This window comes from Myroides injenensis M09-0166 (genome assembly GCF_000246945.1).
Lineage (GTDB): Bacteria > Bacteroidota > Bacteroidia > Flavobacteriales > Flavobacteriaceae > Flavobacterium > Flavobacterium injenense.
Genome location: NZ_BAEX01000127.1, coordinates 1 through 6,611 on the forward strand (window position 1 = coordinate 1; position 6,611 = coordinate 6,611).

Below are 6,611 nucleotides of genomic sequence, written 5' to 3' on the forward strand. Positions count from 1 at the left end.
TCCATTTAAATTCTTCATTAAATCTGGGCTTATATTCTTTAGGAGATTTATTGCCTAATGCTTTATGAGGCTTGATAATAGCTTTCATAAAAAGATAAGCTAAACTTGAACTGGTAGAGCCTAAATCTTTAAATAACACTTCACTTTTTTGTTTACTATTTTGTTTTTCAAACTCAGTTAAATCATAGCTAAGTTGTATTGGTTCTTCATTATAGCTAGCATCAAAACTATAGTATTTACCATCGTTTGTAATTACAGTAAAGTTTGTAGGTGAAATATCCTCTTTTACGGTTTTTAATCGAAGAACACTAGAAGTAGCTTCTACTTTATTGGCTATAATCTCACTATTTCCTAAGTCCACATATTCAATACTACTTGGAAATAGAATATGAGTGGTTTTGTTTTGAGTCAGTTCAATGATATAAGGAGTCACCTCAGCATTAAATAAGTTGATAGACTTTTTACTCTCTTGAGCAATTATTGTATTTACAGTTAGTAAACACAGTAATATATATTTAATGATTGTTTTCATAATGATTTGTTTTTACTTGATTGTTATTCTTTAGGTACAAGAAACAGCTCTTGCCCTTGTTTTAGGGTTACTCTTTGAGTTTTTACTTTCTTTGAAAAGTAACCTGATACGCCTTGAATAAGTCCTTTAGTTAGATCCCCTGCTATTTGATCTGAGGCTGACCTGCTCATAGAAATACTTGTTCCTGCCGTTTGTCCCATATTGGCAATGATTTCTTTTGAGGCGCTTATTTCTTGAAGGTCTAGTACCTCTAAGCCTTTTTGTCCATAATTATCATAACCAATAAGCTCTGTTTCTATGATGCTATTGTCGATTTTAATAGAGTTTACAATGAGTTCTAATCTAGTGTTACTGTCAATAATTAACCAACCAAAACTCAACAATTATGACACAAAATGCTCTTTACAAAAGTGTATTGAAAACAATCAAAACAAAAGAAATTGAACTAAACTTAATTGATTCGAATCCTATTTCAAAAGCTTACGAAATGATTCATTTTTTAAGACTTCTACTTATGAATCTAAAACAAAAAATATTTCTAGTAGGTTTTTCAAATCAAACAGATGAAATAGAATTCTTTAAAGTAATCAAATCTCAAGTCTTAGGAAAACTAATCTTTTATAACAAGGTGTATAAAATTGAAACAAATTGTCCGATATATCTTGTCATTAAAAATAAATACTACCATAAGCACTTAGAAGAACTAAACCTTGAGTATAAAAAGTATTTTGCTAATAATGATTTTTATAAATACTATAATGCTAATAGAACAGACAAAGACATCGAATACTTTACTCTTGGTAAAATAGATTTACTCATTGGTATAAATAGCTTTATATTTGAAATAGATTCTCTGTTCTCGACCTATTATGACTATAAGATAGCTCATATTGTGGCTCATGACATACTTCAAAATTACCTTCATGAAAAAATACAAGAATATGATGTTGGTAACAATTCAATTTCATCATCTAATTTAGTATGGTCTGAGTCTAAAAATGCGCTCATAGAGCTTATTTACGCACTTTATCTCTCAGGATCAATTAATAATGGTAAAGGAGAAATACGTAAAATAGCGCTTTTATTTCAAGAGTTATTTGGTATAAAACTCCTAGATATACATCATGCTTTTCACCGTATGAAAACAAGAGCTAAATCCAAAACATGTTATTTAGATAAACTAAAGGAAGTGTTGGTAGAGTATATGGAAAAAGAATATTGAAATTAAACTATTATTTCTAGCCTTAGTAATTATCAACTAAGGCTTTTCTATAAAAAACAAAAAATCCTTTCTTTAGAGTTTGGGTTGCCATTTATATGATTTAATTTTGAGAGACAATCTTTAAAAAACAAGTATAATATGTCCAACTTAGCACAAGATATCCTATTTGGTGTAATAGAATCTGTTAGAATTAATTATCAAAACGAGCCTTATATATTAACTGGGTTTGGTTCTTGACATAAACCTGTTGGAACCTTTAGTGACGATTCTTCTCTTACTTTTGTATAGCAGAATATTTAGCCTCAAAAGAGACTGATTTAAATGATTTAATGCATCGTTTTAAAGATTGGATGAAAGAAGGTTATTGGACCTGCAGATGGGGATACTTTTGATATTGGTAGAACAACTCTATTTGCAATTGAAAATTTTGCAAATAACTATAATTGGAGAACAGCAGGACTCAACACAGATCGTGACAATGGAAATGGCTCTTTAATACGTATATCTCCTCTGCTCTTTCCGCTCTTATATAACAAGAACATTACAGATCCTTACAGCCATATCAGTAACTTTAGTAGCTTAACTCATGCACATAAAATAGCTATCTATAGCTATTTTATTTATATTATCTATGCCAAACATCTTGATTTAACTAAAGATGCACATCTGGCACATGAAAATCTTATAAAAGACTTAGCCTCTATATGTATCAGGAAAATGAATACTTTTAGCGTATCTTCTCTCCTAGTTTTAAAGAGATTGATCCAAGTGAATTTAATAATAGAAGATTTGTAGTTGGGGAGCTCAGAAATTGCTCTTCAAACTCTACTTACTACAAATAGCTATGAAGAGGCTATTTAAAAGTTATGTTCTTAGGTAAAGACACTGATATAAATGGAGTGATTACAGGAGCTTTGGCTAGTATTTTATATGGATTTAAGAGTATTCCATTACTATAGTATTGGTGTAAAACAAGTTAACTAATCTGTTTTACGAAAACATATATTATCTTTTTTTTATTTATTGTGTAACATTTTCTTCTACGGGCGTCTTATTCTTAATAATATAGCTTTAATTTTTAAACTTGAGCTACTGTAATAGAAACCATAAAACAACTAAATTTATGAAAAGCAATACAAAACTCAACCTGATTTTATTTTTTATCTTATTTATTTCAACCAATAGATTGTTAGCTCAAAAAAAGGATTATACTGCTTATTATAACTTGATTAACAAGGCACAGCATTTAGATGCAGAAAACAATACAAAGATGGCCTCTCAAGAATATGACAAAGCCTTTTTAACAGCCTTTCCTTTCCCTGATGATATTATAGATGCTATTAAATTGAATGAGAAGTTAAACAACAAAGACAAAATTAATAAATTACTAGAATTACTGGTTCTCAGTGGTTATAAAAAAGAAAGTGAAATTCCAGTATACTTAGAAGAAGATCAGCACTATTTTAAAGCTAGTAGAGAAACTTATCTACCAATTCCCAAATATCAAAAAGAATTGGACTCTATTTATCTTTTATATAGAAATGAGTACCTCAAAAATATTGATTTTACAAAAGATCAATATTTGTCTATTTTTAAATCTCTTGAGTTTTTAATTACCAATACTAGAAAATATACAAGTCATACTACAGATCAAGCTCAACAACTATATTTACAAGAAGCCTTATGGAAAAGTACAAAAGACCTTTTTTTAAATGTATATCATGCTGGACAGGATATCAACAGACAACAGACGGATACTTGGAATGATGATCTATTTATAAATTGTTTAATTCACTCTGCTCAAATTACAACCTATAAAAAAGAAGAATATCAATTATTTTTACTTGAAATGGTTAAACTTGGAAACTTATCTCCTTATCAATATGCTATTATTATTGATGATACAGAACGAAGATTAGGCAAAGATCAAATTTATGAAACAATCACAGATCCAATTGAATTTGATGGTAATATAGAAAAGTATAGAAATACTATTAAGCAAATTTCTTATATAAAAAATATAGATAAAGTTGATGAAAGAAGAAAAAAAATATTTCTTCCTCCTTTATGGATAAGCGCCAAGAAAAATGGTTTTAAACTTCCTGAGCATTATATTATTGAAATAGATTTTTAGTAATTAGATTTAGTAACACATAAACATTAGCTTTATTCTATTTACCTATAATTAAGTTTCTATGCTTTTTACCAAACGCAATTAAAGCTTGTAGAACTGGATAAATTTCCAAAGCATGTTCTGTTAATCGATAAGATACTGTGATTGGTTTAGTGGAATTAACTGTTCTAGTAATTAATAAATTATCTTCCAACACTTGCAATTCTTTAGACAAGACTTTAGGCGAAATTTCCTTAGCATGCTGTTGCAAATCTTTAAACCGCATTACTTGATTTATATGAATATTATGAAGAATGCAAAATTTCCATTTTCCACTAAGTAGCTCAATAGCATCTCTTAGTGCTAAAATTGTCTGTTTGTCTAGGTTATCGCTTTTCATTATCTAGTTACTATCCTTGAGGTAAGTCATAGCAAATATAAAATAACTGTGTTTTAGATTTGTAGTTATTTTAAAAACTATAACATGAAAATAGCTTTAATTGCCAATATCTCAATCAATGGTAAAGTATTAGTGTCAGATAATCCTTTATACCAACTACCTACAGAAGCCTTAACTTTCTATCTTGACATAGCACATCAAATTGGAAATTTAGTAATAGGATTTAATACCTTTAAAAGCTTTCAAAATTCTCCTCAAGAGGTTAAAGCTCTCTTTAAGGGAATAGAGATTATTGTATTGTCTACGAATCAAAACTATTCTAAGGATGGATATACTTTTGTTAGTAGTCCCGAAGAGGTAATAGCCTATATGACTACAAAAGGAATTACAGAACTAGCTATTGGTGGCGGAACTAGTACTTTCAACGCTTTTATAGACCAAGAACTAGTAACAGATCTTTATCTTAATATCAATCCCTTGATTATTGGAGAAAGTGACGTTTTAGGAGTACAAAATAACTTAGGTACAAAGTTTAATATTGTAACCCATAAGGAACACAATGGATTTATTGAGTTGCATTTTACAAGGTCCAAAAATTGACATTGAATTAAACAAACTTGTAATATTTTAGATAGTGAAATCTACAGTTTAAATTAAAAACAGCAAAAGTTTTGTAAAAGGATAAAGTAAGAGTACTATTAAATAGCCTTAGGAATTAAATCTAAGGCTATTTATAACTTCTAATTCTACATTATTTACTAGATTGTAATATGCCTCTAAACGTACTTTTTTAAAAATTACTTAATACCTTATATATGCACAACTTATTACCTCTTATTTATCTTTACCCAAGAACGTCGCATTTGTATTGATAACCTCCATTTAGATAAACCAAATCCATGTAAACTTACAGTTGTCATAACAAGTATTGAAACTAATAAAATATAGCCATAAATTGTTTTAAACGACGCCAATAATGTTTGTTGTTGTATTGCAGATAAAGATAAATTTGCTCTATTTTCTACGTATGAAAAATTAATAAATAAAGCCTGATCACTGATACTTGTTTTTTGTAAAACATAACTTAAATAGCTGTACAGTGAGGAGAAAATAGCCAAGGCTAAAAATGTTCGTACAATCAACATTAATGACATAATAGAAAGTGAGTCATTTAACTCCAACCCCATAGTAAGATAATGCCACAAACCAATATATAATATCCCAATTGCTAAAGCACGCATAAAATGCGTAAAATAAAAATAAGTAATCGTGAGCTGTAGATTAATATAAAAATAAGAAACTAGGTATTGCAAAATAAAAACACTAAATCCCAATATGATAAATGTTTTTAGTCCTCGATTATCTTTCTTAAGTAGCATTAATCCAATAGCTCCGGCAAGCAAAGAACCAGGGATCATTACTAAATTCACTCTTCCTACTGTTAGTGTATCGTATTGCAATATTGATGACATTATTAGATTGTCAAACCCACTAGCTCCTTGGTATATGCCAATGGTGAAAATAAAGATAGCCGCCACCCAAACATTGCGCTTTCGCATAGTTATCAATTGCCAATATTGTCGCTTCAAATAGCGCTGTCTAACCATTCCCAGTACAATCAGTAATAGTCCACCTATTCCATAAAGACTCCCTCTATAATCTCCATAAAACCAATTGTATTCTTGAATAAAAGCAAACAAATGACTCCACAAAGCAAAGCCTAAACTAAGACAAGCAACACTAAACCAATCAATATAATACAGTGGATAAAATTTTGAAAAATTAGCAGTATGTGTAGTAAAGAGTGTCAATATTGCACATAGTACAAGTAGAATTGCAAAAACCACACAAGTTCTCTCCCAACTAAATCCATAAGCAGTGTAGATTGACACAAACGTTCCCATAGCTACTATAGCGTAAAGCACTGCATAGAAATAGGAATAAGACTTTATCTTCGCTCCTGTTTTTTGAGTAACGATAGTAATGAAAAGCAAAGTAAATTCAGAGAGACAGTTCATTTTAATCACCCCCATACTAAAGCTAATCACTAGTAACATTACATAACTTGTATTGTAAATGGATACGATCGATAGGGAGGCTAAAAGCAAACACCCCCAAAACAATTTCACCTGAGCTTTTAATACCATTTTAACCCTTAAGATAATAGGAAAAGTCAGGGCCATCCCAATAATCATTGTGTTATTAGCACTGGTAATCACCCCAGAAGACCATCCTAACGTACTGTAAATTTCTGCAGCATTTCCAGGATAAACAGCATAGACATTTACTAGTACAAAACCAAAAATAAACATAATTATGTACTGTAAGAAAAAAGGAATATTTG

General features: G+C 29.7%; 8 protein-coding genes and 1 pseudogene. 5 read left to right on the top strand and 4 right to left on the bottom strand.

From position 1 onward, the window contains the following. The coding region (locus RH98_RS14375) for a DUF8473 domain-containing protein (protein WP_010256721.1) at positions 1 to 532 on the bottom strand (532 nt) is incomplete at its 3' end. Between the two features lie 23 nt (positions 533 to 555). Continuing rightward, a pseudogene (traM, locus tag RH98_RS14380) lies at positions 556 to 876 on the bottom strand (conjugative transposon protein TraM); the annotation flags it as partial. 41 nt (positions 877 to 917) lie between these two features. Here traM and RH98_RS14385 point away from each other — a divergent pair. The 4 genes from RH98_RS14385 (at position 918) to RH98_RS14395 (ending at position 3,888) form a co-directional block, all read left to right on the top strand. Further along, entirely contained in the window at positions 918 to 1,754 is an 837-nt protein-coding gene (locus tag RH98_RS14385; protein ID WP_010256725.1) for an RteC domain-containing protein, read from the top strand. A 417-nt stretch (positions 1,755 to 2,171) separates the two neighbouring features. Further along, positions 2,172 to 2,549 (top strand): ADP-ribosylglycohydrolase family protein, encoded by a 378-nt coding sequence (locus tag RH98_RS16125; RefSeq protein ID WP_237717548.1) that lies wholly within the window; start codon positions 2,172 to 2,174, stop codon positions 2,547 to 2,549. A gap of 71 nt (positions 2,550 to 2,620) precedes the next feature. Further along, the gene (locus tag RH98_RS16130) at positions 2,621 to 2,713 is read left to right on the top strand and encodes an ADP-ribosylglycohydrolase family protein (protein ID WP_010256728.1); all 93 of its coding nucleotides are present in this window, start codon (positions 2,621 to 2,623) and stop codon (positions 2,711 to 2,713) included. 164 nt (positions 2,714 to 2,877) lie between these two features. Next, on the top strand, positions 2,878 to 3,888 hold the full coding sequence (locus tag RH98_RS14395; protein ID WP_010256731.1) for a hypothetical protein: 1,011 nt from the start codon (positions 2,878 to 2,880) through the stop codon (positions 3,886 to 3,888). 37 nt (positions 3,889 to 3,925) lie between these two features. Here the strand turns inward: RH98_RS14395 and RH98_RS14400 are convergent, their stop codons facing one another. Continuing rightward, on the bottom strand, positions 3,926 to 4,267 hold the full coding sequence (locus RH98_RS14400) for a winged helix-turn-helix transcriptional regulator (RefSeq protein ID WP_010256735.1): 342 nt from the start codon (positions 4,265 to 4,267) through the stop codon (positions 3,926 to 3,928). Between the two features lie 84 nt (positions 4,268 to 4,351). Between RH98_RS14400 and RH98_RS14405 the strand changes: the two genes are divergently transcribed. Beyond that, positions 4,352 to 4,867, top strand: a complete 516-nt coding sequence (locus RH98_RS14405; RefSeq protein WP_010256738.1) for a dihydrofolate reductase family protein — start codon at positions 4,352 to 4,354, stop codon at positions 4,865 to 4,867. Positions 4,868 to 5,094: 227 nt separating this feature from the next. On the opposite strand, the gene RH98_RS14410 is transcribed toward RH98_RS14405, so the two are convergent. Next, positions 5,095 to 6,579, bottom strand: coding sequence for a hypothetical protein (locus RH98_RS14410; protein ID WP_050996166.1), 1,485 nt, complete (start codon positions 6,577 to 6,579; stop codon positions 5,095 to 5,097). Positions 6,580 to 6,611: the final 32 nt, after the last annotated feature.

Excerpts from the sequence above, each read along its gene's own strand:
- RH98_RS14385 (WP_010256725.1), top strand. The coding sequence starts at position 918 with ATGACACAAAATGCTCTTTACAAAAGTGTATTGAAAACAATCAAAACA.
- RH98_RS16130 (WP_010256728.1), top strand. The coding sequence starts at position 2,621 with ATGTTCTTAGGTAAAGACACTGATATAAATGGAGTGATTACAGGAGCT.
- RH98_RS14395 (WP_010256731.1), top strand. The coding sequence starts at position 2,878 with ATGAAAAGCAATACAAAACTCAACCTGATTTTATTTTTTATCTTATTT.
- RH98_RS14400 (WP_010256735.1), bottom strand. The coding sequence starts at position 4,267 with ATGAAAAGCGATAACCTAGACAAACAGACAATTTTAGCACTAAGAGAT.
- RH98_RS14405 (WP_010256738.1), top strand. The coding sequence starts at position 4,352 with ATGAAAATAGCTTTAATTGCCAATATCTCAATCAATGGTAAAGTATTA.
- RH98_RS14410 (WP_050996166.1), bottom strand. The coding sequence starts at position 6,579 with ATGTTTATTTTTGGTTTTGTACTAGTAAATGTCTATGCTGTTTATCCT.